Source organism: Pseudomonas sp. MWU16-30323, from assembly GCF_020515595.1.
In the GTDB taxonomy this organism is placed as follows: domain Bacteria; phylum Pseudomonadota; class Gammaproteobacteria; order Pseudomonadales; family Pseudomonadaceae; genus Aquipseudomonas; species Aquipseudomonas yamanorum.
In genome coordinates, this window is sequence record NZ_JAIWYM010000002.1 from 320770 (window position 1) to 345556 (window position 24787).

Here is a 24787-nt window from a genome sequence, read left to right on the forward strand (position 1 = left end):
GATCTATGTCGGGCTGGAGAGTTTTGCCAGGGCCGCTGCCGCTTCGGGCAACTCCAGCTCACTGAACACCAGCACCCCATGGCGTTTGAGCAATGCCGCCGTCACGCCTTCGCCGGTGACCTTTACGCCGGTGAAGGTGCCATCATAGGTCAGCAGATTGCCGCAAGACGGGCTGTTGGCCTTGAGCACGGCGACCCGGATGTTGTGACGCTGCACCAACGCCAACGCTTGGCGGGCGCCATCGAGGAAGGCTTCGCTGAAGTCTTCCCCTTGGGCCGTCAGCACCTGGGCACGGCCTTCCCATACATCAACCCCCTGCCCGCCCGGGATTTCGGCAGACGGCCGTGGCGTCGGCAAGCCACCCGCCACTTCCGGGCACACGGCAACCACCCGGCCTTCGGCCTGCCACGCGGCCAATTGATCGAAAGGCCCACTGGCGCCTCCGTCGTAGCGTACCCGGTGCCCCAGCAGGCAGCGGCTGACCAGAATCTTTTGCATCATCAGAACGGCTCGTTACCCCGCCGGCGAAACCAGCCGGTAAGGGACAGGCGTTCGCGGGTGGCGGGCAGGACTTCATGGGGGATCTCCCCCGACAGGAACACCACCAGGCAACCGCCGATGGGCACCACATCGTATTCGACGTCGCCCTTGAGGTACATGCGCAACTGGCCACCATGCTCCGGCAGCCAGGCGTTGTTCAAGTAGATCACCGCCGACACCATGCGCCGGTCGTCATCGCGAAAACGGTCCACATGCTTGAGGTAAAACGCCCCCGGCGGGTACATCGCGAAGTGGCTTTCGAAGTCTTCCAGGCCGAGGAACAGGCCCCGGTTCATCGCCACACGCAGGCTGTCCATCAGCTCGAGGTAAGTGTCGCAGGCGACTACTTCACCCGGTTCCAGCCACTGGATATGGTCCCCCCGAATGCCCTCGCGAATCTCCTGGGACGGCCCGCGTCCGACGGCGGCGGGCGCCAATTCGCCTTCGGCGGCGCGTTTATGGCACTCAGCCGCCAGTTCGAGGGTCAGAGCCTCGGGCAGGAAGATATTCTGCTGCGACCAGCCTTGTGCGGCCAGGTCATCGACAATGCGTAACAGCAGCGGGTGATCGGAGGGTATGGGCATGGCGCGCATAGTATCCATACGCCTGTGAATCCGACAGAGCCGCCGAGCGTCTGAATACACTTTAGTCAGGAGACCGATAGGATTTCTCGACAAATCCTACGCCCGACACGGACAATAGTGGCCGACTGACAGGAGTCCCTATGCGTCGTTTGTTTTTTTCCTTGCTGATGCTCTGCGTTTTGCCCGCCTGGGCAGACAGCCATGACCAGTTGTACAAGGTCGCCGGCTGGGCAGACCAGCGCGCGCATTTTAATGACGCCCTCAGTGCCGCCCAGCAACGCTACCGCAACAGCTTGCCGCCGGCGGTATATCAAGCGCTGGTGGACAACAGCAATAAACGCTTCGCGCCGCAGTCGGTAGACCAGCGCGCCGAGGCCCAACTGCGCAAGAACCTGGCGGACCCGAAGCCCGCGCTGGCCTTCTTCCAATCGCCCCTTGGCCGCAAGGTTGTCGCCGCCGAGTTGCTGGCCACCCGCCGGGATCAACTGGCGAAGAATGCCCAGGGCTTGCCGCATATGGAGGCCGACGCCACCCGCAGCCTGATCATTGGCCACCTGGCCCAGGCGCTGCCTGCGCGGGAAGCCGGGGCTGAAGTCAGCCTGGCGATTGCCGGTGTGGCCGCCGACAGCTTGAGCCAGATGATCCCCGGCCTGTTGGGCGGCGGCCAGGCGCAAGGCATGCTGAACGGCCAGCGTGAGCGCCTGATGCAGCAGATTGGCAATGATTTGAACAACACGTTGTTGTACGTCTACCGGGATCTGTCTGACCCGGAGCTGGAAGAGTTCGCGACGTTCGCCGAGTCGCCGGAGGGCAAGGCGTACTACAAGGCGGCACTGGCGGCGATCCGGGCCGGGCTGGCGGTCGGCCAAAGCACTTCAAGCCTGGCACCCTGACACCGATTGATCGCTCCCACGCTCCGCGTGGGAGCGCAGCTGGTGACGCTCTGCGTCACGGGACGCGGAGCGTCCTCGGAGGCGTTCCCACGCGGAGCGTGGGAACGATCTCAGGCCAGGTGATCACTTAGAAACTTGAAGTACACCTGCCGAATCTCCGGAATCTCATTCGCCAAATGATGCCTGCCGCGCGGCAGCATCAAGATCTCCGGCTGGTCGAACTTGCTGCGCAGCACCTTCAGGTTGTGCTGCCAGTCCACCGTCATGTCTTCCTCGCCCTGCACAATCACCGGCCGCCGCGTACTGCGTGGCGCGGCTTCAATGCGCTTGATCCAACGCGCCAACGCGCCCACCCAGGCGGTGGGCAACTGCCGTGGCTGCAACGGGTCGGCCTCCAGGAACGGCTTGAACTGCGGGTCGTTGGTGTTATCGCTGAAACGCCGGGCGATGCCTTTGACGAACGGCCTGAGCAAGTAATAACTGAGCTGCGACCAGCCCCAGGCGCGGGGACGCACCAGCGGTGAGAGCAAAAAGGTCTTGCCCTGGGCCGGGCTGTCGACGCCATGGTTAAGCAGGTGGTCCACCACAATTGCGCCGCCGGTACTTTGCCCGAACAGGTGCCACGGCTGCGGCAGCTGCAACGTTTTGGCCTGCTCAAACAGCGCCTGCACCACGTCCTGGTACACCGCAAAGTCATCGATGCTGGCCCGCTCGCCGCTGGACAAACCATGGCCCGGCAAGTCGCAGGCAATCACCACAAAGCCCTGGTCCAGCGCCCAATCCACGGCATTGCGGTACAGGCCCATATGGTCGTAGAAGCCATGAAACAGGAACATCGTCGCCACCGGAACGGGCGGCCACCACACCTGGCAGACCACCTCGAACCCATCCACCGCAAACCGCCCCAGGCGGCTCGCTGCGGGCACCTTGCGGGCGGGCAGGTCCAGGCCATAGAAGCGCTGGTAGACCCGGGCCTCGGCAGAAAGCGGCTGCGCGTCCACCAGGGGCCGCAAGCTTTCGCGTAGATGATCAGGGTCAAACGTAACGGGCATAAGAACTTCCAGACTGTGGCTTCAACGCATTGAACAGATGAATATCGAGTCGCGATATTCATCTGTCAGGGCAAGCATGGCAAGCTACGCGACCTCCGAGGATCGATCCAAATGCGACAGCCCTACCGCACCACCCTCTTCGCCAGCCTGATCGTGATCATTTGCGCCGGGGTGTTATGGGCGGCGTATGACTGGTTCCAGGGCCGTTACCTGCGGGCGTTCAGTGAGCATACGGCAGTGTTTTCCGGTGACAGCCTGAGCCTGCCCGCCGAACTTGCCGGCCCGGGTCCGATCCGCCTGGTGCACTTCTGGGACCCGGCCTGCCCGTGCAATGTCGGCAACCAACAGCACCTCAGCGAACTGATCGAGCAGTACGCCCCCCAGGGCGTGGAGTTCTATTCCCTGCAGAAAGCCGGCAGCCACGGCCAATTACCCGCCACCCTCGGCGCGATGAAGGCCCTCAAGGCCGTGCCAGGCGCCCAGCACCTGCCTGCCAGCCCTGCCGTGGGCATCTGGGACCGCAGCGGCAAGCTGGCGTATTTCGGGCCCTACAGCGAAGGGCTGACGTGTAACTCCAGCAACAGCTTTATCGAACCCATCCTGCAAGCCCTCGAAGGCGGGCGCGAGGTCAATGCGACCCACACCCTGGCGGTAGGCTGTTACTGCGAGTGGAACGGGGCCGCGCCTGCACCCTGAGCCGGGCGCGCCAAGCTGAACAGACGCTGTTCGTTCGACAAACTCGAACAACTGTATCGGCATGCTCCTGTATCGTAAGCAGCTAGCCGTACCAGCAGACGACACGGGAACACATGAGCCAATTAACCATCATCCTCTGGATACTCAACGTTATCGTCGATACGTCCGGCCAGTTGGCGTTTAAAGCCGCCGCTTCAGCCAGCGCCGAGCATGACGGCATGGCCCACTGGCGCCATATGCTCAAGCGTCCGTGGATCTGGCTGGGCATCATCTGCTATGTCTTCGAATTCGTGCTGTGGCTGGCCTTCCTGACACTGGTGCCGTTGTCGGTCGGGGTGATGCTAGGCTCCATCAACATTGTCGTGATCATGATTGCGGGCCGTTTCCTGTTCAAGGAAAGCCTGAGCAAATGGCGGTTGATCGGCATCATGCTGATCGCCTGTGGCGTGACCGTCGTGGGGTTTGAGTAATGAAACGGTTTTATATCCTGGGTTTTCTGTCGCTGATCATTTTCGATACCTTGGCGCAGGTCAGCTTTAAGTTCGCCTCGATTCATGCCGAACCGCTGACAATGGACGCCGCGTGGCTGATACGCGTGTTTGGTGCGCCCTGGATCTACGGGGCCTTCGTTGGCTACATCGGTGCATTTTTTACCTGGATGACGTTGTTGAAATACGCGCCGGTAGGCCCCGCGTTCGCGGCCTCCCACCTGGAGCTGATCAGCGTGACGTTGATCTCCGTGTGGCTGTTCAACGACACCCTGACCCTGCCAAAAATCGTCGGTGGTGCGCTGATTATTGCCGGCATCCTGTGCCTGGCGCGCAGTGAAGACAAAGAGAGCAAGACCGTCGAGGCCGAGCCCTCGCAGACGCTGGCGTCATGACGCCCGTTGTCAGCCAGCGGGAGATTCCGCCGACGGCGGGCCTTCCCCTGCGCTGGCAGGATTTGTTCAACCGCTCGGGCGACCTGGCCCGCGACCTGGCCCAACAGCTCGACATCCCGTTGCCGGCCCTGCCCTGTTCCGGCACGGCCGCCCTGATCATGGCGCTGCGGGTGTTGCAGCAACGTAGCCCTGGGCGCACCGAGCTTATCGTGCCGGCCTATACCTGTCCGCTGGTGGCCCTGGCCGCCCATCATTGCCCGCCATTACGCGTGGTGCCGTGCGATTTAAAGCCCGGCAGCATCGACCTGGACGAGCAACAGCTGGCGCAGCGGTGCAACGAAAACACCCTGGCGATCGTCGTCACCCACCTGGCCGGGCGCGTAGCGGATGTGGATGCCGCCACGCGCATTGCCGAGCCTTTCGGCGTGGCGGTCATCGAAGACGCCGCCCAAGCCATGGGCGCGCTGGATGACGGAAAAAGCGTCGGGCTCAAAGGCGACATCGGCTTTTTCAGCATGGCGCTGGGCAAAGGCCTGACGACGGCTGAAGGCGGTGTGTTGTTCAGCCAGGATCCGGCTCTGCATCAGGCGTTGCACCAGCAATGCCGTCAGGACTTGCCCTTCAGCCTGCGCTGGGAAGTGCAACGCAGCGCCGAGCTGTGGGGCTATGCCGCGGCGTATCAGCCCCGCGGGCTGAAGTACGTGTACGGCAAGCCGCTGCGGGCGGCGTTGGCGCGGGGCGATGAAGTGGCGGCAGTCGGCGATGATTTTTCCGTCAACGATATTCCGTTGCACCGATTGGGCGGCTATCGCCAGAAGGTCGGCGCTGCCGCATTGGCACGCTTGCCCGAGCATTTGCAGCAAGGCCGCCTGCGGGCCTTGCGCCGCGTGGCGCAGCTGAGCAGCTTGCCCGGTGTTTCGGTATTGACCGACAGCCCAGGCCAGCAAGGCACCTGGCCCTTCCTGATGGTGGTGATGCCCAGCGCCCAAACCCGCGATACCGCGATGGCGCAACTGTGGACGGCGGGCCTCGGCGTCACCCGCCTGTTTATCCACGTCTTGCCGGGCTACCCGGCACTCACCCCGCTGTTACAGCCAGGCGCCGATATCCCCCGCGCGCAAAGCTTCGCCGCCCAAACGCTGTCGATCAGCAACAGCCACTGGCTGACGGACGAACTGTTCGAGCAAGTGCTGGATCATCTACGGCGCATTCTTAAACGTTAGCCCAGCCTTGATCGATACGGGTCAACAAGCGCGCGTTCAACTCATTCTGCTGCTGTTGCCAGATCACCACCTGATTCTCCGGCAGCTCTTCCTGGCCATCCGACGCACTCAGCCAACGCTTGAACTTGCTCTGGTAGTGATAAGCCGAGACATCGCCGGTAATGTCCGCGCCGATAATGCTGCCCTGGCAGGCATCGATCAGCGCATTCAAATGCTGCTCCAGAAACTCGCCCTGGTCCCAGTTGGTATTCACCACCTCCGGGCTCAGCACGTCTTTGTCGATGGAGAGATACACCGGCAGCGAAGGGTCGAGCTGCGCCAGGAACGTCCCCATCAACTCGTCCGCGCTGGTGAATCCACGGTTGCTGCGGCCTGCGCCGATCCAGTTCAACCAGCGGGTATCGACGTTGGTGTTCCAGTAGGTCAGCTTGCGTTTCACCAGCGGTGACCAGTGATTCTCCCAGGCGTGCTTGAGGGAAATGTCCGGCGAGCCAATGCCCAGCACATGCACATGCTCGACCTGCGGCAAACGGCTGGCCCAGTAAACCCAGGACCCACAATGGATACCAAACGGATAGCGCATGTTGTCCGGGTGGTTGTCGCAAATGATCAGCTGGATCTTTTGCTGGGTGGGAAGACGGTTCAACAACAACTGGCTGAGGTGGTGATAGTCACCGCTGCCGGTAAACACACAGCCGTAGTCATTGGGCATCTGCGCTTGCAGGGCGTTCTCCAGCTCCTTGAACTGTGCCCAGCGGCAACCGAACCGGATCTTCTCCTGCCAGGCCTGCAACGGCAGGGTGATGGCGCCGGGAATGTTATTCACGGCGCCATCGAAATCGAGGATCAACGCGGGTCGGGCCTGGCTCATGAGGTGTGCTCCTGCTGCCATTGCATGTCGCTTTCAAAGTGGTGACGGAAGCGGTTCAACACCTTGCGCAACAGCGGGTTGCGCACCCACACCAGGTGGCGGGTAAAGGTGAACCTGGCGCCGAGGCTGGATTTGACCTGTGGGTCGGTCCAGCCCGCGACATAAAACTGCAGGCCCTTTTCCAGGGCGAACTCCAGATTCACAAACCAGCTGACGAAGTACAGGTTGTGCTCCAGCGCCAGCGGGTAGTTCAGGCCGATGTACTTGTCGAGCAACTTGCCGTCTTGCTGGTAGCACAGGTTATAGCCGACCAACTCGTCCTCGTCCCAGTAGCAGAACACATGGCCGCCGCTGTCAGCATCGGTGAGCAACTGGATGAAGAATTCGGGCGTGAGCAAATCGAAGTGGATTTCGCTCTGTGCGTACACCGCCTTGTACAGCCGATACAGTTCCTGCTGCCATTGCTCATCGCTGAACCGCACATCGCCGGTGTCGAGTATCTCAATGCGCAGCTCATCGCGGCTGCGCAATTTGCGGCGGATATTGCGGCGCCGGCTATGGGACAGCCGCGACAGATACTCGTCAATCGAGGTGAAGTCGATGGGCACATAGGCCAGCGCCTGGCCCTCTACATTGATGAATCCGCGCTGGGTGCAAGCCTCGATTAACGCGTGTGCGTAACGATTGTCCTCGACACTGAGCAGTGGAGAATCCAGCGGCACGTCTTTGACGATGGTGAGTTTGCGTTGCGGTGCACACTCCTGTTGCAGCCATTGCGCCATGTCCTGTGGCGGTACGCTCAGCGGAAACGGGGAGTATTCGCTGACCGTGGTGCCGACAAAGCAGGTGTCGATATGCAGCCATGACTGCCACAGACGGTACCCCGGCCAACGGCGCAGGCGGCTGCGCAGCTCGTCGTCGGCGGTGGTTTGCAGGTCGAACCGGGTGAAAAAGTACGGCAGTCCCTGTGCTGACAGCTGGGCGTCGAAGCCCACCGGCGGGTATCGCAAAAAATTGCTGATCAGCGATGGCGTTTCCATGCAACAGGCATAAGGCACCTGTGCACGGCTGGGATCTGTCATAAATTGCATTCCGAAAGTGATAGCAAAGGCGCGCCCGGATGGCCTGGTTGATCACGGCGCGGCGGGTTTCATGTAACAGAGTAAACATAATAACCCGGCCACCCGCGTCCAACTTCATAACCCCGACTTCATGCAGGTGAGGTTCAGGGAACACGAACCCGACAGCCTATTCCTCACCGCTCGCTAAACCCACTAAACTGCCCGAATCTTCACGGTGACCGACTAATAAGGGACAACCCATGAAACGCATCCTGACCGCGCTGGCGATCCTGCTCGTAGCCCTGATGGTTGGCGCTGGCTGGTACGTGTACAGCAAGCAGCCGACTCGCCAGGGCACGGTGGAGCTGGCCCATCTGCAAGGTTCGGTCACCGTGCGCTACGACGACCGTGGCGTGCCGCATATCCGCGCCGAGAACGAGACCGACCTGTACCGCGCCCTCGGCTATGTACATGCCCAGGACCGGCTGTTCCAGATGGAGATCATGCGGCGCCTGTCTCGTGGCGAGCTGGCCGAGGTGCTGGGGCCCAAGTTGCTGGAAACCGACAAACTGTTCCGCAGCCTGCGTATTCGCGAGCGTGCCTTGAGCTACGTCGAACACATGGACCATGAGTCTGCGTCCTGGAAGGCCCTGCAAGCCTACCTGGACGGGGTCAACCAGTATCAGGACAGCCACGCCAGCCCCATGGAGTTCGACGTACTGGGCATCCCCAAGCGCCGGTTCACCGCCGAAGACACCATCAGCGTCGCCGGCTACCTGGCCTACAGCTTTGCCGCCGCCTTTCGCACCGAACCCTTTCTGACGTATGTACGCGATCAACTGGGCAGCGATTACCTGAAGGTCTTCGACCTCGACTGGCAGCCCAAGGGCGCGCTGAACCTCGCGGCCGGTGACTGGAAGGATTTGGGCGCCATCGCCCAGTTGAGCGAACAGGCCATGGCCGACAACGGCCTGCCGCAGTTCGAAGGCAGCAACGCCTGGGCCATCAGCGGCAGCCGCACCAAGAGCGGCAAACCGTTGCTGGCGGGTGACCCGCATATCCGCTTCTCGGTGCCGTCGGTGTGGTACGAGGCGCAGCTGTCGGCGCCGGGCTTCGAGCTGTACGGTTATCACAACGCGCTGGTGCCAGTGGCGTTCCTGGGCCACAACAAGGATTTCGGCTGGAGCCTGACCATGTTCCAGAACGATGACCTCGACCTGATCGCCGAGAAGGTCAACCCGGACAACCCCAACCAGGTCTGGTACCACGACAAGTGGGTGGACATGACCAGCAGCGAGCAACAGATCGCGGTCAAGGGCCAGGACCCGGTAACCCTGACCCTGCGCACCTCGCCCCACGGCCCGATCATCAATGACGTACTCGGCGAGAATGCCGGCAACACGCCGATTGCCATGTGGTGGGCGTTCCTCAACACCGAGAACCCGATCCTCGACGGCTTCTACCAGCTCAACCGTGCCGACACGCTGGCCAAGGCCCGCGCAGCGGCGGCCAAGGTCCAGGCGCCAGGCTTGAATATCGTGTGGGCCAATGCCAAGGGCGATATCGGCTGGTGGGCGGCGGCGCAACTGCCGATCCGCCCGGCCGGGGTCAACCCGGGCTTTATCCTCGACGGCAGTACCGCCCAGGCGGACAAGCTCGGTTTCTACCCGTTCAGCGCCAACCCCCAGGAAGAAAACCCGGCCCGCGGTTATGTGGTGTCCGCCAATGCCCAGCCCGCGTCCCCCACCGGCATGCCGATTCCCGGTTATTACAACCTGGCCGACCGTGGCCAGCAGTTGAACGCGCAACTGAGCGATAACAGCGTGAAATGGGACGTGGACAACAGCCAGGCCTTGCAGCTCGGCACCACCACCGCCTACGGCCCACGGCTGCTGGCACCGCTGTTGCCGGTGCTGCGTGAAGTGGTCAAGGACCCGGCGCAGTTGAAGCTGGTGGAACAATTGGCAACCTGGAAAGGCGATTACCCGCTGGAGTCCACCAGTGCCACGCTGTTCAACCAGTTCCTGTTCAACCTCACTGACGCCGCGTTCCACCCAAAACTGGGCGATGCAATGTTCAAGACCTTGCTCTCCACCCGGGTAGTGGACGCAGCCTTGCCACGCCTGACCGCTTCAGCGGATTCGCCCTGGTGGAATGGCCACCGCGCCGACACCGTCAAGCTCGCGTGGGACAACAGCCTGCAACACCTCAAGGCGACCTTCGGTGACGACCCGTCGCAGTGGCAATGGGGCAAGGCCCACACCCTGACCCACGGCCATCCGCTGGGCTCGCAGAAGCCGTTGGACAAGATCGTCAACGTCGGTCCCTTTGCTGCGCCCGGCACCCATGAAGTGCCCAACAACCTATCCGCACAGATCGGCCCGGCGCCGTGGCCAGTGACCTACGGACCGTCGACCCGGCGCCTGATTGATTTCGCCGATGCCGCCCATGCACTGACCATCAACCCGGTTGGACAGAGTGGCGTGCCGTTCGACAAGCACTACTCCGACCAGGCAGAGACGTATATCGAGGGCGGGTATGAGCAGGCGCATTTCAATGATGAGGAAGTGACGGCGAATACCCGCAGTACCCTCAAGTTGTTGCCGGCCCGGACACCGCAATAACTGAAGAAACAGAAGACCCAATGTGGGAGCGGGCTTGCTCGCGAATGCGGTGGATCAGTCAATACATCTGGTGACTGACACTCCGCATTCGCGAGCAAGCCCGCTCCCACATTTTGATCTGCGTTGTTGCGTCTACCGTGCTCGCATTCGCCCCGGCGCCTCTCCGTAGGTCTCCTTGAATTTCTTGCTGAACGCCGCCTGGGACTGATACCCCGCCTGGGCGGCAATATCCGTCAGGCTCAGCCGCGACTGATGCAGCAGGTTAAACGCCAACTCCATGCGCAACTGCGTCAGCAACACCCACGGCGACACGCCCGCCACTTTGACAAACCCACGCATGAACGTCGCCCGGGACATCGACGCGGCGCTGGCCAGGCTGTCGATGGTCCACTCATGGCCCGGATCCGCCAGCATCGCCTGCCAGGCCTTGCCCAGGCGTTTGTCGGTCAACAAGGCAAAGGTGCCGACCACCGGCGCTTGCTGCGTCAGCCACGCCCGCAGGATCAAGGTGAACAACGCCGACGACAGCGCATCAATGAAAAACCGCGCGCCCAACCGTTGCCCGTCCGCCTCGCTGCGCAGCAGTGCGATCAATGCGGCCAACTGCCCATCAGCCTGCCACTGCCGGCTGGACACCACCAGGTACTCCGGCAACGCACCGAACAGCAACGACTGGCGGTTGTAGCGAAAGCTGCCGCAGAGCATGTCCACGTCCGGCTGCTCACCGCCCAGGCGATGGATCGGCAGCAAGCCGCCTTCGATCACGGTCTGCGCCAGCGGTTTTACTCGCGCACCCTGGCTGCGCACCAGGTGCGTCGCGCCACCGGGCATCAACAGGATGTCGCCCTCCTCCAGCGTCACCTGCTGCCCACCGGACAATTCGGCGCGACAGGTGCCCGCCAGCACAATGTGATACGGCGCCACGCCCAGCGGCTCGGGCTCGTGGTCCATGGCCCAGGCGCCCTGGAACTGGCAACGCAGGTCCAGGCTGCCCCGCAGGTTGGCCAACGCGATCAGGGTGTCGATGGAGTTCATTTGCGAGCATCGGTCAAAAAGGTGAGTGGATCGAACAAAAGCGCCAAACCTGAACCGCGCACACTGGCTTCACACCCAACCCGTTCAGGAGTTAACACAATGTTCAATAACTGGTCCGACTTGCTGCCTACCGTGAAGAAAGCCTTTGGCGCACTGGGCAAGAGCAACCCGAAGATGGTCAAAGCCTACATGGCGCTGGGGGAAGCCGCCGAGGAAAACAACGTCCTCGATGCCAAGACCCGTGAGCTGATTTCCATCGCCGTGGCCATCACTACGCGCTGCGACGGTTGCATCGGCGTGCATGCCGACGCGGCGATCAAGGCCGGCGCCACCCGCGAAGAAGTGGCCGCGACCCTGGCCACCGCGATCTCGCTCAACGCCGGCGCAGCGTATATCTACTCGCTGCGTGCCCTGGAAGCCTATGACACGCTCAAACCGGCGCCGCAAAGTTAAGCCGGAATTGTTGCGGCGTCACGCCCAGACGGCGGTTGAACACGCCTCGCATGTGCTGGGCGTCGCGAAAGCCGCACTGGTACGCCACGGTCTTGAGCGGCGCGTGGGTGCTTTCCAGCATCACCCGCGCCGCATCCACCCGCGCCCGCTCGACGAACTCCGCCGGGGTGATCTGCGCTTCCCGGGCGAATACCCGCGAGAAGTTGCGTGCACTCATGTTGGCAGCCTTGGCCAGATCAGCGATGGTCAGGTCTCCCGTCAGGTTGGCCAATACGTAGAGCTGCACCAGCGCCACCGCCGAGGTGGATTCCGCGTGGGGTGTCAGAAACGGGCTGAACTGCGACTGCCCGCCTGAACGCTGGGTGAACACCACCAGGCGCTTGGCCACGCTGAGGGCGACTTCCGGCCCGTGGTCCTGGGCGAGCAGGTACAGCGACAGGTCGATGCCCGCCGTCACCCCGGCCGAGGTGTAGAGGTTGCCGTCTTGCACGTAGAGGCGGTCGGCTTCGACCTGGGCGGATGGGCACAAACTGGCCAAGTCGGCGGCGTCGCCCCAGTGGGTGGTGACGGTGCGCCCGTCCAGCAGACCCGCGCGGGCGAGCATGAAGGCGCCGTTGCAAATGGAGCCGAAACGTTTGGCTCGCGCGCTGGCGTCACGCAGCCATTGATTGAACACCGGGCCGAAATCCTCGAAGGGCAGCTGCGGCCCGCCGGCCATCAACAGCAAATCGTAAGGCTCGACGGCTTCGCTGAAATGCCGATGCGCCTGCAACGACAAGCCGTTGGAACAGGCCATGTTGCCGTGGCCCAGGCCAATCACCTCCAACTGGTAATGCGCCTCGGGCGGCAGAAAACGGTTGGCCTCGCAGAACACATCCAGGGGCCCGGTCACGTCCAGTGACTGGACGCCGGGGAAGATCAGGATGGCAACGGTTTTGCCCATGGATAGAAATACCTTTTTCCAACTGAATAAATGCAAAACCCCTGTGGGAGCTGGCTTGCCTGCGATACAGGCGACGCGGTCCATCAGGTATACCGAGGTGATGCTATCGCAGGCAAGCCAGCTCCTACATTTGATCGCGCATAGCCTTGGCGCGATATCGCGGCACATTGGCCGGGATCGCACCCTCGCCGTGATGGCCCCTTCGCGGGCGCGCGACCAGACTGGACTCATCGGCGCCAACCCGGCGCTTTCTTGAGGATAACGACCATGAGCACCACCATCGCCGGCATCAAGATCCCGGACAGCGCCCTGGCCAAGGCCACCACCGAATACATCCGCGACATCGAATCCGACCTGCTGTACCACCACTCCCGCCGGGTGTTCCTGTTCGGTGCGTTGAGCGGCGAGCGCCAGCAGTTGGCCTATAACCCGGAGTTGCTGTACGTCGGCGCGATGTTCCACGACCTGGGCCTGGTGGAAGGTCACCGCAGTGACGACGAACGCTTTGAAGTGGACGGCGCCAACGCGGCAGCGGATTTCCTCAAGCCTTACGGGCTGAGCGATGACGACATCGAACAGGTGTGGTTGTCCATCGCCCTGCACACCACGCCGGGGGTGCCCAAGCATTTGCGGCCGACTGTGGCGCTGGTGACCGCTGGCGTGGAAATGGACGTGCTGGGGATGGAGTACGCGGCGTTTACCAGCGTGCAGCGCGAAGCAGTGGTGCATGCGCATCCACGGGGTGAAGGGTTCAAGGAGTGCATCATCTGCGCGTTTGCCGACGGCTTGCGCCATCGTCCGCAGACCACGTTTGGCAACGTGAAGACCGATGTGCTGGTGGATCAGGAGCCTGGGTTCAAGCCGATGAACTTTGTCGAGGTGATTCGTAAATCACCTTGGGTGGCCTAAAACACAGCCTTATAAACACCACAAAACACTGTGGGAGCTGGCTTGCCTGCGATAGCGGTGTATCAGTCAACACATCAGTCGACTGTCACACCGCTATCGCAGGCAAGCCAGCTCCCACATTTTTTGAGCCGGTTCCGTCAGTTAGACCGGTGCCGGTGCGCGACGCGAATCCGCCGGCTTTTCCCAGCCATCCGCAGCCGCTTCTTCAATCGCCTGCTGGATCGCTTTCTTGCGCATCTCTTCAGCGCGGCGGCTGAAGAACCACACCAGGAAGGTCACGATCGACACCGCCAGCAGAATCAAGCTGGCCACGGCATTGATCTCGGGTTTAACCCCCAGACGTACCGCCGAGAACACTTCCATTGGCAAGGTGGTCGAACCCGGCCCCGACACAAAGCTGGCCAACACCAGGTCATCCAGGGACAGCGCAAACGACATCATGCCGCCCGCCGCCAGCGACGGCGCGATCATCGGGATGGTGATCAGGAAGAACACCTTCCACGGTCGCGCACCCAGGTCCATCGCGGCTTCTTCAATCGACAGGTCCAGCTCACGCAAACGCGCCGACACCACCACCGCCACATACGCCGAACAGAACGTGGTGTGGGCGATCCAGATGGTCACCAGGCCACGTTCCTGGGGCCAACCGATCATCTGCGCCATGGCCACGAACAGCAGCAACAGCGACAGGCCGGTGATCACTTCCGGCATCACCAGCGGTGCCGTCACCAGGCCGCCAAACAGCGTGCGGCCCTTGAACTGGCTGATACGCGTCAGCACAAACGCCGCCAACGTACCCAGCGCCACTGCGGCAATCGCGGTGTAGCAGGCGATTTCCAGGGAGCGACCGACCGAGCCCATCAACTGGGTGTTGTCCAACAGGCCGACGTACCACTTGATCGACCAACCGCCCCACACCGTCACCAGTTTGGATTCGTTGAACGAGTAGATCACCAGGATCAGCATCGGCAGGTAAATGAACAGCAACCCCGCCACCAGCATGAAGCTTGAGAAACTGACGCGCTTCATATCTTGCCCTCCATCTCTTTGGCTTGGCTGCGGTTGAACAGGATGATCGGCACGATCAGGATCGCCAGCATCACCACCGCCAGGGCAGACGCCACCGGCCAGTCACGGTTGTTGAAGAATTCTTGCCACAACACTTTACCGATCATCAGGGTTTCCGGACCGCCCAGCAGTTCCGGGATCACGAACTCGCCCACCACCGGGATAAACACCAGCATGCAGCCGGCGATGATGCCGTTCTTGGACAGCGGCACGGTGATTTTCCAGAAGCTGTTGAAGGTGCTCGAACCCAGGTCCGATGCGGCCTCCAGCAGGCTTTGGTCGTGCTTCACCAGGTTGGCGTACAGCGGCAGGATCATGAACGGCAGGTACGAATAGACCACGCCGATATACACCGCGATGTTGGTGTTGAGGATCTGCAGCGGTTCGTTGATCAACCCCATGGACATCAGGAAGCCGTTGAGCAAGCCGTTGTTGCTGAGGATGCCCATCCACGCGTAGACGCGGATCAGGATCGCAGTCCAGGTCGGCATCATGATCAGCAGCACCAGCACCGTCTGGATTTCCTTGCGCGCGCTGGCAATGGCGTAGGCCATCGGGTAGCCGATCAGCAGGCAGAGGAGGGTGCTAAAAAACGCCATCTTCAGCGAGCCCAGGTACGCCGCGATGTACAACTCGTCATCGCCCAGCATTCCGTAGTTGGCCAGGTTCAGCACCAACTGCAGTTTCTGTTCAACGAAGGTGTAGATCTCGGTGTATGGCGGGATCGCCACGTCGGCTTCGGCAAAGCTGATCTTCAAGACGATGAAGAACGGCAGCATGAAGAACAGGAACAGCCAGAGGAAAGGGATCCCGATGACCACATGCCGGCCACCGGGGGTTATTCGTTGCAGCTGGCGTTTGAACTTCTTCATGTTCATGAGCGCAGTACCACGCCGCTGTCGTCTTCCCACCACACGTACACCTGGTCACCCCAGGTTGGACGCTGGCCACGGCGCTCGGCGTTGGCCACGAAGGATTGCACCAGCTTGCCGCTCGGCAATTCGACGTAGAACACCGAGTGGCCGCCAAGGTAGGCGATGTCGTGCACCTTGCCGCTGGACCAGTTGTGCTCGCAGGTCGGCATTTCGGTGGTCACCAGCAGCTTTTCAGGGCGGATGGCGTAGGTCACCGATTTGTCTTCCACCGAGGTGGCAATGCCGTAGCCGACGTAGATGTCGCGGTCCAGGTCCGGGCACTTGAGTACCGCGTGGCCTTCGGCGTCGTCCACCACCTGGGTGTCGAAGATGTTGACGTTGCCGATGAACTCGCACACCAGGCGGCTGGTCGGCGTTTCATAGATATCGATCGGGCTGCCGATCTGGGCGATCCAGCCCAGGTGCATGATCGCGATGCGCTCGGCCATGGTCATGGCCTCTTCCTGGTCGTGGGTCACCATCACGCAGGTCACGCCGACGCGCTCGATGATCTCAACCAGTTCCAGCTGCATCTGCGAACGCAGCTTCTTGTCCAATGCGCCCATCGGCTCATCGAGCAACAGCAGTTTCGGACGCTTGGCCAGGGAGCGCGCCAGGGCCACCCGCTGGCGTTGACCGCCAGACAGCTGGTGCGGCTTGCGCTTGGCGTACTGGCTCATCTGCACCAGCTTGAGCATCTCGGCCACACGGGCGTCGACCTCAGCCTTGGGGATCTTGTCCTGTTGCAGGCCAAACGCGATGTTCTGGGCCACGGTCATGTGGGGGAACAGGGCGTAGGACTGGAACATCATGTTGATCGGCCGCTCGTACGGCGGCATGTCGGTGATGTCCACACCGTCGAGGTAAATGCGTCCTTCCGTTGGGCGCTCGAAGCCTGCGAGCATGCGCAGCAAGGTGGATTTGCCCGAACCCGATCCGCCGAGCAAGGCGAAGATCTCACCTTTCTTGATTTCCAGGGACACATCGTCCACGGCAATCGTCTCGTCGAATTTCTTCGTGACCCGGTCGATTTTGACCAGCACCTTTTTCGGTGTCTGGTCGCCCTCGAGGGCTTTCTTATAGGCGCCGGAGGCAACTGCCATTTACGAAACTCCCAACAAAATTTGCAGCAGGCCCAATACGGGCCAGCCTTGGATAGTTTGAGCTTTACTTGCCCGTCTTGACCTTGGTCCAACTACGGGTCATCAAACGTTGCACTTTCGGGGGTAGCTCGAAGTTGACAAAAGTCCGGTCGAGAACCGCCTGCGGTGGGTAAACCGCTTCGTCGGTGCGTATCGATTGCTCCATCAGTTTGTCCGCCCCTGGGTTAGGGTTGGCATAACCGACGTAATCACTGACCTGAGCGATCACTTCAGGTTTCAGCAAATAGTTGATGAAGGCGAGGGCCTCTTTGACGTTGGTCGCATCCTTGGGGATGGCCAGCACGTCAAACCACAGGTTGCCGCCTTCTATCGGAATCACATAGGCGATGTTCACGCCCTTACCCGCCTCGGCTGCACGAGCCTTGGCCTGGAACACATCACCGGAGAAGCCGGCCGCCACGCAGATGTTGCCGTTGGCCAGGTCCGAGATGTACTTGGAAGAATGGAAGTAGGTCACGTAAGGACGCACTTTCAGGAGTTTCTCTTCAGCCTTCTTATAGTCTTCAGGGTTGGTGCTGTTGGGGTTCAAGCCCATGTAGTTGAGCACCGCCGGCAACATTTCATCCGCCGAGTCCATGAACGACACGCCGCAGCTCGCCAGCTTCTTCATGTTTTCCGGCTCGAACAGCACGGCCCAGGAGTCGATCTTGTCGACGCCCAGCACTTCCTTGACCTTGTCGACGTTGTAACCAATACCGTTGGTGCCCCACAGGTACGGCACCGCGTACTGGTTGCCCGGGTCGTTCTTTTCCAGACGCTTGAGCAGCGCCGGGTCGAGGTTGGCGTAGTGGGTCAGTTGCGACTTGTCGATTTTCTGGAACGCCCCGGCCTTGATCTGCTTGCCAAGGAAGTGGTTCGACGGCACTACCACGTCATACCCGGTACGCCCGGCGAGCAACTTGCCTTCCAGGGTTTCGTTGGAGTCAAACACGTCATAGACCGGCTTGATGCCGGTGGCCTTTTCAAAGTTGGCCAGGGTGTCCGGGCCAATGTAGTCCGACCAGTTATAAATATGCACAGTCGGCGCGGCCTGCACGCTGACAGCCAGCGTGATACCTGCACCCACCAGCAAGGCTTTGCGAAATAAAGAAATTGGCAAGTGGAGGTCCTCTTAAATAGTTGGGCCCGAAGTTGTTGCCCGGCAACAAAACCGGCGCGCAACTTACCCTCGATAAACCGATCCGGCAAAACTTTCTGTCATTTAATTGTTTCGCTAACCACCGCGCGCATCGCGGCAGTTAGCGAAACCGGTATCAAAGCGGATTATTTGCCCGATTTGATCTTGGTCCAGCTGCGGGTCATTTCCCGCTGGGTAGCAGCCGGCAAGTCAGCAATGGCATACAGCTTGGCTTGCACGTCCGCTGGCGGATAAATGCCTGGGTCGCTGGTGATGTCTTTGTCGACCAATGCGGTCGCTTTCTCGTTACCGTTCGGGAAACGTACGCTGTTGGTAATGCCCGCCATGACTTCCGGCTTGAGCAGGTAGTTCATGAACTTGTAGGCGGCGTCGACGTTTTCGGCATCTTTAGGGATGGCGACCATGTCATAGAAGCTGCCGGCGCCTTCTTTCGGAATGTCGTACGCAACCTTGACCTTGCCACCGGCTTCAGCCGCGCGGGACTTGGCCTGTTGCACGTCACCCGAATAACCCACGGCTACGCAGATGTTGCCGTTGGCCAGGTCGGAGATGTACTTGGACGAGTGGAAGTAGCCAATCGAAGGACGCAGTTTGAGGAACAGGGCCTCGGCTTGCTTGAGGTCCTCTTTCTTCTGGGTGTCGGTCGGCAGGCCCAGGTAATGCAGTGCCACTGGCAGCATTTCGGTTGGCGAATCGAGGAAGCTCACACCGCAGCCTTTCAGCTTGGCGAGGTTTTCCGGCTTGAGGATGGTGTCCCACGAGTCGATCTTGTCGATGCCCAGTGCAGCCTTGACCTTCTCCGGGTTGTAGCCGATGCCGATCGAGCCCCACATGTACGGGAAGGCGTGCTTGTTGCCCGGGTCACTGATGGACACGGCTTTAAGCAGGGATTTGTTCAGGTTGTCGTAGTTTGACAGCTTGGACTTGTCCAGTTCCTGGTAAACACCGGCCTTGATCTGCTTGGCGAGGAAGTTGTTCGACGGCACGACGATGTCGTAACCGGACTTGCCTGCCAGCAACTTGGCTTCCAGGGTTTCGTTGGAGTCGAACACGTCATAGACCACCTTGATCCCGGACTCTTTTTCAAAGTTCGCGATGGTGTCCGGTGCGATGTAGTCGGACCAGTTATAAACGTGCAGCACTTTATCGTCGGCGTGCGCCGCGCCTGCCATGGCCCCCATCAGGGACAAGGCCAGGAGGGTCTTGCCAGCGTTCTTCAAACCTAATGCCTTCATTCGGTCATGCTCCAATTTTTTCTTTTTTGGGCCACGTTCGTTCTTTAAGTACAACGTGTTTCGCAGCCCGTCTAAGGGGCAACAAAACAGGGCGACAGTCTGGCAAGTTCAGGGGCCGGCTTTCAACCAATGCCCCGCTTTTCTAACACCCCAGAAGCAGCGCCCGACAGGCGCTGCGTTCTGAGCCTAGCATTTAGCCCTGCAATGCCGCCAAAGTCAGGTCCAGGCAGTGCCGCGCCTTGGTCACCAACTCGTCTATCTCGGCCTTGCTGATCACCAGCGGCGGCGAAATGATCATGGTGTCGCCCACGGCGCGCATGATCAGGCCATTCTCGAAGCAGAACGTGCGGCAGATCATGCCAACACCACGGCCTTCATAACGCTTGCGCGTTGCCTTGTCCTGAACCAACTCGATCGCACCGAGCATGCCCACACCGCGAACTTCACCCACCAACGGGTGATCAGCCAGTTCCCTCAAACGCTTTTGCAAATAGGGTGCCGTTTCGTCGTGCACACGCTTAACAATTTGTTCATCGCGCATGATGCGGATGTTTTCCAGGGCGACTGCCGCCGCCACCGGGTGGCCGGAATAGGTGAAGCCGTGGTTGAAATCACCGCCTTCGTTCAGCACGGCAACCACTTCATCGCGCACGATCAGGCCGCCCATCGGGATGTAGCCCGAGGTCAGGCCCTTGGCGATGGTCATCATGTCGGGCTTGAGACCGAAGAAATCGCTACCGAACCACTCACCTGTACGGCCAAAGCCGCAGATCACTTCATCGGCCACGAACAGGATGTCGTACTTGGCGAGGATTTCCTTGATGCGCGGCCAGTAGCTGTCGGGCGGCACGATCACGCCACCGGCACCCTGGATCGGCTCGGCAATAAAGGCGCCGACGTTGTCCACGCCCAGCTCCAGAATCTTCTCTTCCAGCTGGTTGGCGGCCCACACGCCGAACTCTTCCGGGCTCATGTCGCCGCCTTCGCCGAACCAGTACGGCTGGGCGATGTGGACGATGCCCGGGATCGGCAAGTCGCCCTGTTCATGCATATAGGTCATGCCGCCCAGGCTGGCGCCGGCCACGGTTGAGCCGTGGTAGCCATTCTTGCGGCTGATGATGGTCTTCTTGTTCGGCTGGCCTTTGATCGCCCAGTAGTGGCGGACCATACGCAGCATGGTGTCGTTGCCTTCGGAGCCGGAACCCGTGAAAAACACATGGTTCATGCCTTGCGGGGCGATATCGGAGATGGCTTTGGCCAGTTCCAGCACCGGCGGGTGGGCAGTCTGGAAGAACAGGTTGTAGTAAGGCAGCTCTTTCATCTGCTTGGCAGCCGCATCAGCCAGTTCATCGCGACCGTAACCGATCGCCACGCACCACAGGCCGGCCATGCCGTCGAGAATCTTGTTGCCTTCGCTGTCCCACAGGTAAACGCCGTGGGCTTTGGTGATGATCCGTGGGCCTTTCTCTTTCAATTGCTTGAAGTCGCTGAACGGCGCCAGGTGGTGATCGCTGCTCAAGGCTTGCCATTCACGGGTTTGCGGGTTGTTGCTGGACATACCAATCTCCTAGTGTTTCAGGTGAGGGCGCGCCGTTTGAAGGGCGCGCCCGGCGCATCAGACGGCAAAGAGCAGGAATTCCCGCTCCCACGAACTGATCACGCGCTTGAAGTTTTCATGCTCGGCCCGCTTGACCGCGACGTAGCCTGTGATGAATTTTTGACCCAGGTATTTCTCGATGGTCTTGCTGTTTTCCATGCGTTCCAGGGCGTCTTCGATGGTCAGCGGCAGGCGCAGGTTGCGGCGCTCGTAACCACGGCCCACCACCGGCGCGCTTGGGCTGATGCCTTCGACCATGCCGATGTAGCCGCACAGCAAGCTGGCGGCAATCGCCAGGTACGGGTTGGCGTCGGCACCCGGCAGGCGGTTTTCCACCCGACGGTTTTGTGGCCCGGCGTCCGGTACCCGCAGGCCTACGGTGCGGTTTTCTTCGCCCCACTCCACGTTGACCGGCGCCGAGGTGTCGGGCAGGAAGCGGCGGAACGAGTTGACGTTAGGCGCGAACAGCGGCAACAGCTCGGGGATGAACTTCTGCAGGCCACCGATGTGGTGCAGGAACAGCTCGCTCTTGGTCCCGTCTTCATTGGAGAACACGTTCTTGCCGGTGGCGATGTCGATGATGCTCTGGTGCAGGTGCATCGCGCTGCCGGGCTCGCCGGTCATGGGCTTGGCCATAAAGGTAGCCGCCACGTTGTGCTTGAGCGCCGCCTCGCGCATGGTGCGCTTGAACACCAGGATCTGGTCGGCCAGGGACAGGGCGTCGCCGTGACGGAAGTTGATTTCCATCTGCGCCGTGCCGTCTTCGTGGATCAGCGTATCGAGGTCCAGCTCCTGCAGCTCGCACCAGTCGTAGACGTCTTCGAACAACGGGTCGAATTCGTTGGCCGCTTCTATAGAGAAGGACTGGCGGCCAGTCTCCGGGCGACCGGAACGGCCAATCGGCGGTTGCAGCGGGAAGTCCGGGTCTTCGCAGCGCTTGGTCAGGTAGAACTCCATCTCCGGCGCCACGATGGGCTGCCAGCCTTTATCGGCGTAGAGCTTGAGGACTTTCTTGAGCACGTTGCGCGGCGACAGTTCGATCGGGTTGCCTTGCTTGTCGTAGGTGTCGTGGATCACCTGGGCCGTAGGTTCTATGGCCCAGGGCACGAGGTACACCGCGTTCTCGTCCGGGCGGCAGATCATGTCGATGTCGGCCGGGTCGAGCAATTCGTAATAGATGTCGTCTTCGACATAGTCGCCGGTCACGGTCTGCAACAGAACGCTTTCGGGCAGGCGCATGCCTTTTTCGGCGATGAACTTGTTGGTCGGCGAGATCTTGCCCCGGGTGATGCCGGTGAGGTCGCCAATCATGCATTCGACTTCTGTGATCTTGTGGTCTTTCAACCAATCGGTGAGCTGGTCGAGGTTGTTACTCATAAATGCCTCTGGGCTGTGTTTCCTGACATCCATTAAAGGTCAGGCGTAAGTTGACGCAGCATCCGCGTCGCGTTGCATCACCCGCTTTCGACAGGCATTGCCAAATGCCTGGAAGATTGCGAGGTAGTGCGGGTTAGAGCTTACCTGCCATTCGGGGTGCCATTGCACTCCTAAAGCAAAAGCCTTGCCCGCGGGGACCGAAAAGCCTTCGATCAGGCCGTCCGGCGCGGTGGCCTCGACCTGAAAACCTGGCGCCAGGCGATCGATGCCCTGTGAATGAATCGAGTTGACCTGGATCGTCGACGGCAAGCCCAGGCTTGCCAATACCCCATTCGGGGAGATGGTTACCGGATGTGCCGGGCCATACTGGATATCCAGCGGCTGGGTGTCGTCTTCGCGGTGATCCATCATGCCCGGCACTTCGTGAACCTTCTGGTGCAGGCTGCCGCCAAACGCCACGTTCATTTCCTGGAAGCCACGGCAAATCCCCAGCACCGGAACGCCTGCCGCAATCGCGGCACGCAGCAGCGGCAAGGTGGTTTGGTCCCGTGCAGAATCATGAGCAGTGCCGGGCGCGCTGGCCGGACCGTCGTAGTGAAAGGGTTCGATATTGGACGGTGAGCCGGTAAAAAGAATGCCGTCCAGGCCGTCAAGAATATTGGCCGGGTCGAGCAGATCCGCCAGGGACGGAATAATCAACGGCAAGCCCTTGGCAGCGGTGGCCACTGCACGGACGTATTTGTCGCCACTGATGTGATAAGCATGCAGACCGACCTGTTTGGAGCAGGCGGTGACGCCGATTAACGGCAGGCGAGACATGAAGCACCCCGGTATTATTGCTGTTATGGGTTTGAATCGAGCTTAGCCTTGTTCATTTTTTTACACAACACCCCCGTAAAAAATACAACACGGCCCGCTCAAACGTGCTGGCTCCAAGAGCCCCAATCCCAAAAAATTGCCCCAAAAAGCCCCAAAAAAGCCCTCACGGCGCTTTTTTAGGGCAAAAAAGGCCTCGCTTGACTTCGGCATGCCGTTCGGGTTGACTGAAACCCGAAGAGATCAATGATTGATATTTTTAACAACAAAGGTGTTGCATCATGTCGGTACCCCCGCGTGCCGTTCAGCTTAACGAAGCGAACGCGTTCCTTAAGGATCATCCTGAGGTTCTGTACGTAGACCTTCTAATTGCGGATATGAATGGTGTGGTGCGCGGCAAGCGCATCGAACGCACCAGCCTCCACAAGGTTTACGAGAAGGGCATTAACCTGCCTGCCTCTCTATTTGCCCTGGATATCAATGGCTCAACGGTGGAAAGCACCGGCCTGGGTCTGGACATCGGTGATGCTGACCGAATCTGTTATCCAATCCCCGACACCCTGTGCAATGAACCTTGGCAAAAGCGCCCAACCGCGCAACTGCTGATGACCATGCACGAACTCGAAGGTGAACCTTTCTTCGCCGATCCTCGCGAAGTACTCCGCCAAGTTGTCAGCAAGTTTGACGACCTCGGTCTGACCATCTGCGCCGCATTCGAGCTGGAGTTCTACCTCATTGACCAGGAGAACGTGAATGGCCGGCCACAACCGCCCCGCTCGCCGATCTCCGGCAAACGCCCGCACTCGACACAGGTCTACCTGATCGACGACCTCGACGAATACGTCGACTGCCTCCAGGACATTCTGGAAGGTGCAAAAGAGCAAGGCATCCCTGCCGACGCCATCGTCAAGGAAAGTGCCCCGGCGCAGTTCGAAGTGAACCTGCACCACGTTGCCGACCCTATAAAGGCCTGCGACTACGCGGTACTGCTCAAGCGCTTGATCAAGAACATCGCCTACGACCATGAGATGGATACCACCTTCATGGCCAAGCCTTACCCGGGCCAGGCAGGCAACGGCTTGCACGTACACATTTCGATCCTGGACAAGGACGGCAAGAACATCTTTGCCAGCGAGGATCCCGAGCAGAACGCCGCATTGCGTCACGCGATCGGCGGTGTGCTGGAGACCCTACCCGCCCAAATGGCGTTCCTGTGCCCTAACGTCAACTCCTACCGTCGTTTCGGCGCACAGTTCTACGTGCCGAACTCGCCGTGCTGGGGCCTGGATAACCGCACCGTGGCGATTCGCGTACCGACCGGCTCGTCCGACGCCGTACGTATCGAACACCGTGTGGCCGGCGCCGACGCCAACCCTTACCTGCTGATGGCTTCGGTCCTGGCGGGCGTGCATCACGGCCTGACCAACAAGATCGAGCCTGGCGCACCCGTGGAAGGCAACAGCTACGAGCAGAACGAACAGAGCCTGCCGAACAACCTGCGTGATGCCCTGCGTGAGTTGGACGACAGCGAGGTGATGGCCAAGTACATCGATCCTAAATACATCGATATCTTCGTCGCCTGTAAGGAAAGTGAGCTGGAAGAGTTTGAACACTCCATCTCCGACCTTGAGTACAACTGGTACCTGCATACCGTGTAAGCGGTTGCCGGGTTAAAAAGAACGCCGCAGGCTTTTGGCTTGCGGCGTTTTTTT

At 60.6% G+C, this 24787-nt stretch carries 24 protein-coding genes; 9 read left to right on the plus strand and 15 right to left on the minus strand.

The window, feature by feature from the left end:
• Positions 1 to 3: 3 nt before the first annotated feature.
• A complete protein-coding gene (locus LIY45_RS04420) occupies positions 4 to 498 on the minus strand; it encodes a DUF523 domain-containing protein (protein WP_226475549.1) in 495 nt (164 codons plus the stop codon).
• Positions 499 to 500: 2 nt separating this feature from the next.
• Complete coding sequence (locus LIY45_RS04425) at positions 501 to 1133, minus strand: 2OG-Fe(II) oxygenase (protein WP_017476570.1); 633 nt, start codon at positions 1131 to 1133, stop codon at positions 501 to 503.
• 131 nt (positions 1134 to 1264) lie between these two features.
• Here LIY45_RS04425 and LIY45_RS04430 point away from each other — a divergent pair, with 131 nt between their 5' ends.
• On the plus strand, positions 1265 to 2017 hold the full coding sequence (locus LIY45_RS04430; protein ID WP_226475489.1) for a DUF2059 domain-containing protein: 753 nt from the start codon (positions 1265 to 1267) through the stop codon (positions 2015 to 2017).
• Between the two features lie 110 nt (positions 2018 to 2127).
• Here LIY45_RS04430 and LIY45_RS04435 read toward each other — a convergent pair whose 3' ends face one another.
• Complete coding sequence (locus tag LIY45_RS04435) at positions 2128 to 3069, minus strand: alpha/beta hydrolase (protein ID WP_226475490.1); 942 nt, start codon at positions 3067 to 3069, stop codon at positions 2128 to 2130.
• Between the two features lie 111 nt (positions 3070 to 3180).
• On the opposite strand from LIY45_RS04435, the gene LIY45_RS04440 reads away from it, so the two are divergent.
• From LIY45_RS04440 to LIY45_RS04455, 4 genes are all read left to right on the plus strand, one after another.
• Positions 3181 to 3765, plus strand: coding sequence for a DUF6436 domain-containing protein (locus tag LIY45_RS04440; protein ID WP_017476573.1), 585 nt, complete (start codon positions 3181 to 3183; stop codon positions 3763 to 3765).
• 113 nt (positions 3766 to 3878) lie between these two features.
• The gene (locus LIY45_RS04445) at positions 3879 to 4235 is read left to right on the plus strand and encodes an EamA family transporter (protein WP_003213864.1); all 357 of its coding nucleotides are present in this window, start codon (positions 3879 to 3881) and stop codon (positions 4233 to 4235) included.
• Complete coding sequence (locus LIY45_RS04450) at positions 4235 to 4648, plus strand: EamA family transporter (RefSeq protein WP_008438917.1); 414 nt, start codon at positions 4235 to 4237, stop codon at positions 4646 to 4648. Before LIY45_RS04445 ends, LIY45_RS04450 begins: the two co-directional genes overlap by 1 nt.
• Positions 4645 to 5871 carry a DegT/DnrJ/EryC1/StrS family aminotransferase gene (locus tag LIY45_RS04455; protein ID WP_226475491.1) on the plus strand — a complete coding sequence of 409 codons (1227 nt, stop codon included), beginning with the start codon at positions 4645 to 4647 and terminating at the stop codon, positions 5869 to 5871. Before LIY45_RS04450 ends, LIY45_RS04455 begins: the two co-directional genes overlap by 4 nt.
• Here LIY45_RS04455 and LIY45_RS04460 read toward each other — a convergent pair.
• Both LIY45_RS04460 and LIY45_RS04465 read right to left on the minus strand, forming a co-directional pair.
• On the minus strand, positions 5861 to 6742 hold the full coding sequence (locus LIY45_RS04460; protein ID WP_226475492.1) for a hypothetical protein: 882 nt from the start codon (positions 6740 to 6742) through the stop codon (positions 5861 to 5863). The two genes, LIY45_RS04455 and LIY45_RS04460, sit on opposite strands and share 11 nt — an antisense overlap.
• Positions 6739 to 7824: a GNAT family N-acetyltransferase gene (locus LIY45_RS04465; protein WP_226475493.1), complete on the minus strand. Its 1086-nt coding sequence runs from the start codon at positions 7822 to 7824 to the stop codon at positions 6739 to 6741. The genes LIY45_RS04460 and LIY45_RS04465 overlap by 4 nt, the downstream gene beginning before the upstream one ends.
• A 239-nt stretch (positions 7825 to 8063) precedes the next feature.
• On the opposite strand from LIY45_RS04465, the gene LIY45_RS04470 reads away from it, so the two are divergent.
• Positions 8064 to 10427, plus strand: coding sequence for a penicillin acylase family protein (locus LIY45_RS04470; RefSeq protein WP_226475494.1), 2364 nt, complete (start codon positions 8064 to 8066; stop codon positions 10425 to 10427).
• A gap of 132 nt (positions 10428 to 10559) precedes the next feature.
• Here LIY45_RS04470 and LIY45_RS04475 read toward each other — a convergent pair whose 3' ends face one another.
• A complete protein-coding gene (locus LIY45_RS04475) occupies positions 10560 to 11462 on the minus strand; it encodes an AraC family transcriptional regulator (protein ID WP_226475495.1) in 903 nt (300 codons plus the stop codon).
• 99 nt (positions 11463 to 11561) lie between these two features.
• Between LIY45_RS04475 and LIY45_RS04480 the strand changes: the two genes are divergently transcribed.
• A complete protein-coding gene (locus LIY45_RS04480; protein WP_016973032.1) occupies positions 11562 to 11915 on the plus strand; it encodes a carboxymuconolactone decarboxylase family protein in 354 nt (117 codons plus the stop codon).
• On the opposite strand, the gene LIY45_RS04485 is transcribed toward LIY45_RS04480, so the two are convergent.
• Complete coding sequence (locus LIY45_RS04485; protein ID WP_226475496.1) at positions 11893 to 12858, minus strand: GlxA family transcriptional regulator; 966 nt, start codon at positions 12856 to 12858, stop codon at positions 11893 to 11895. The genes LIY45_RS04480 and LIY45_RS04485 overlap by 23 nt on opposite strands.
• A gap of 267 nt (positions 12859 to 13125) precedes the next feature.
• Here LIY45_RS04485 and LIY45_RS04490 point away from each other — a divergent pair, with 267 nt between their 5' ends.
• On the plus strand, positions 13126 to 13767 hold the full coding sequence (locus tag LIY45_RS04490; protein ID WP_226475497.1) for an HD domain-containing protein: 642 nt from the start codon (positions 13126 to 13128) through the stop codon (positions 13765 to 13767).
• A gap of 141 nt (positions 13768 to 13908) precedes the next feature.
• Here LIY45_RS04490 and LIY45_RS04495 read toward each other — a convergent pair whose 3' ends face one another.
• From LIY45_RS04495 to LIY45_RS04530, 8 genes are all read right to left on the minus strand, one after another.
• Entirely contained in the window at positions 13909 to 14796 is an 888-nt protein-coding gene (locus tag LIY45_RS04495; RefSeq protein ID WP_017476583.1) for an ABC transporter permease subunit, read from the minus strand.
• Positions 14793 to 15713 (minus strand): ABC transporter permease subunit, encoded by a 921-nt coding sequence (locus LIY45_RS04500; protein ID WP_017476584.1) that lies wholly within the window; start codon positions 15711 to 15713, stop codon positions 14793 to 14795. Before LIY45_RS04500 ends, LIY45_RS04495 begins: the two co-directional genes overlap by 4 nt.
• Positions 15710 to 16852 (minus strand): polyamine ABC transporter ATP-binding protein, encoded by a 1143-nt coding sequence (gene potA / locus LIY45_RS04505; protein ID WP_003195240.1) that lies wholly within the window; start codon positions 16850 to 16852, stop codon positions 15710 to 15712. The genes LIY45_RS04500 and potA overlap by 4 nt, the downstream gene beginning before the upstream one ends.
• A gap of 64 nt (positions 16853 to 16916) precedes the next feature.
• Positions 16917 to 18011, minus strand: a complete 1095-nt coding sequence (locus LIY45_RS04510) for a polyamine ABC transporter substrate-binding protein (RefSeq protein ID WP_226475498.1) — start codon at positions 18009 to 18011, stop codon at positions 16917 to 16919.
• A 164-nt stretch (positions 18012 to 18175) separates the two neighbouring features.
• Positions 18176 to 19270, minus strand: a complete 1095-nt coding sequence (locus LIY45_RS04515; RefSeq protein ID WP_026077851.1) for a polyamine ABC transporter substrate-binding protein — start codon at positions 19268 to 19270, stop codon at positions 18176 to 18178.
• 208 nt (positions 19271 to 19478) lie between these two features.
• Positions 19479 to 20843: an aspartate aminotransferase family protein gene (locus tag LIY45_RS04520; protein ID WP_226475499.1), complete on the minus strand. Its 1365-nt coding sequence runs from the start codon at positions 20841 to 20843 to the stop codon at positions 19479 to 19481.
• A gap of 57 nt (positions 20844 to 20900) precedes the next feature.
• Complete coding sequence (locus tag LIY45_RS04525; RefSeq protein ID WP_201125642.1) at positions 20901 to 22259, minus strand: glutamine synthetase family protein; 1359 nt, start codon at positions 22257 to 22259, stop codon at positions 20901 to 20903.
• A gap of 39 nt (positions 22260 to 22298) precedes the next feature.
• Positions 22299 to 23078 (minus strand): gamma-glutamyl-gamma-aminobutyrate hydrolase family protein, encoded by a 780-nt coding sequence (locus LIY45_RS04530; protein ID WP_017476588.1) that lies wholly within the window; start codon positions 23076 to 23078, stop codon positions 22299 to 22301.
• Positions 23079 to 23356: 278 nt separating this feature from the next.
• Between LIY45_RS04530 and LIY45_RS04535 the strand changes: the two genes are divergently transcribed.
• Positions 23357 to 24733: a glutamine synthetase family protein gene (locus LIY45_RS04535; protein WP_003213894.1), complete on the plus strand. Its 1377-nt coding sequence runs from the start codon at positions 23357 to 23359 to the stop codon at positions 24731 to 24733.
• The last annotated feature ends 54 nt before the right edge of the window (positions 24734 to 24787 follow it).